Source organism: Bifidobacterium sp. UTCIF-1 (assembly GCF_006408915.1).
GTDB lineage: Bacteria > Actinomycetota > Actinomycetes > Actinomycetales > Bifidobacteriaceae > Bifidobacterium > Bifidobacterium reuteri.
Genome location: NZ_JFAG01000043.1, coordinates 1 through 1,593, shown reverse-complemented (window position 1 = coordinate 1,593; position 1,593 = coordinate 1). Strand labels below are relative to the sequence as shown.

The 1,593-nt window shown below is 67.4% G+C and carries 1 protein-coding gene; it reads right to left on the bottom strand.

Annotated elements, in window-relative coordinates:
* Positions 1 to 124: 124 nt before the first annotated feature.
* The gene (locus tag BW09_RS10750; protein WP_044090699.1) at positions 125 to 1,324 is read right to left on the bottom strand and encodes an IS110 family transposase; all 1,200 of its coding nucleotides are present in this window, start codon (positions 1,322 to 1,324) and stop codon (positions 125 to 127) included.
* Positions 1,325 to 1,593 lie beyond the last annotated feature (269 nt).

Below are 1,593 nucleotides of genomic sequence, written 5' to 3'. Positions count from 1 at the left end.
GGGGGGTGTTCCTATGTTTTTGTCAACCTTGTGAGGGGTTGTTGTGTCGTGTCGGGGTTGGTTGTGGTGGGCGTGCTTCGCCTTGGCCTTGGCGGTCGGCTGCCGTGGCCTGTGTCGGTTGGTTTCATGCGGCGAGGGTTTGTTCCTGGTAGAGGGTGCCGTTCTTGAGCATGCTGTAGATCACGTCGCAGCGGCGTCGGGCGAGGCAGATGACGGCGGCGTTGTGGTGCTTGCCTTGTTCGCGTTTGCGTTTGTAGTAGGCGATGGACGGCGGGTGTTTGGTGGAGGCGACGAACGCGGACTGCCATAGCGCGTTCTTGAGGCGTTTGTTGCCGCCGCGGGCTGGCCGTTCGCCTTTGATGCTGGTGCCGGATTGGCTGGTGACGGGGGCGATGCCGGCGTACGCGGCCAGGTGGGCGGCGGATTTGAAGTGGGCGGCGTCGCCGCCGATGCCGAGGAGGATGTTGCTTGCGGTCCTGACGCCTATCCCTGGCATCGACGTCAGGACCGTGAGAAGAGGGTGGCCGTCCAGCAGGCGTTCGACCTGCGCGGCGAGGTCGCGCCGCCGGTCCTTGATGGTCTTGATGTCGCGGGCTATCGAGGGGATGATGCTTTCGGCCATGGCCGTGCCGGGCACGGTGACGGTCTGTTCGCCGATGGCCTTGAACATGTCGTCGATGATGCGCCCGGCGCGCAGTCCTTCTTTCCCGGCCCATCGCCTGACCTGTTCGATGCCGGCCGCGCCCATGCCCATGGGGCCGCCGTAGCGTTCGAGCAGCGCGAGGGTCGCGTCGCGGGTGGCGCGTTCGCCCTTCAGGACGCGTTCGAACGCGGGGTGGGTCTGCAGGAGCAGGCTGCGCAGGCGGTTGATGTGGCGGGCGGATTCGTGGGCGAGGTCCTCGTCGTGGCCCGCGAGGATCTTCAGGGCGGCGAGGGTCTCGTCGTCCGGGCCCGCGTCCCGCAGGCTTTCGGGGAGTTTGAGCGCGGCCCACGCGATCACGTACGCGTCCCTCCGGTCGGTCTTCGCGGCGCCTGGCAGGAGCTGCGCGGTCCTGCGCATGGCGGCGCCGGGCAGGTAGGCGACCTGCACGCCCATGCTGCGGGCCACGGTCAGGGGCAGGGAGCCGATGGTGTTGGGCTGGTCCACGACCAGGAGCACGCGCCCGCGTTCGGAGAGCTTCTCCAGCATCGTGCGGATGGCCTTCTCGTCCTGTCTGAGCGGCTTGTCGTACAAGGTGTTGCCGTCATGGTCGAGGGCGTGCGCGTGATGCGCGCTCTTGCCCACGTCCAGCCCGACCCACACGTCGATGTCGTCCGGTGTCATCGTCGTCCCTCCCGTCATGAAGGTGTCCTCGGTCGCCGTGGAACCCGCGGAGAAGGGGATCCGGACGCCCGCGCCGCACCCACATTACGGGAGGCCTGCGCCATGCGCCCCGAAGCGTCCATGCGGCCGGCCTGGTTCCTATCAGCGGTCTGCGAACGTCCCCGCTCCCGGCGACAACACCCCCCGGATCATCGACGACAGGGCAGGAAAGTCATACCGGAACCGGCGACCCGGCCCCGACCATTCGGGACCTACCAAACATGGTAATG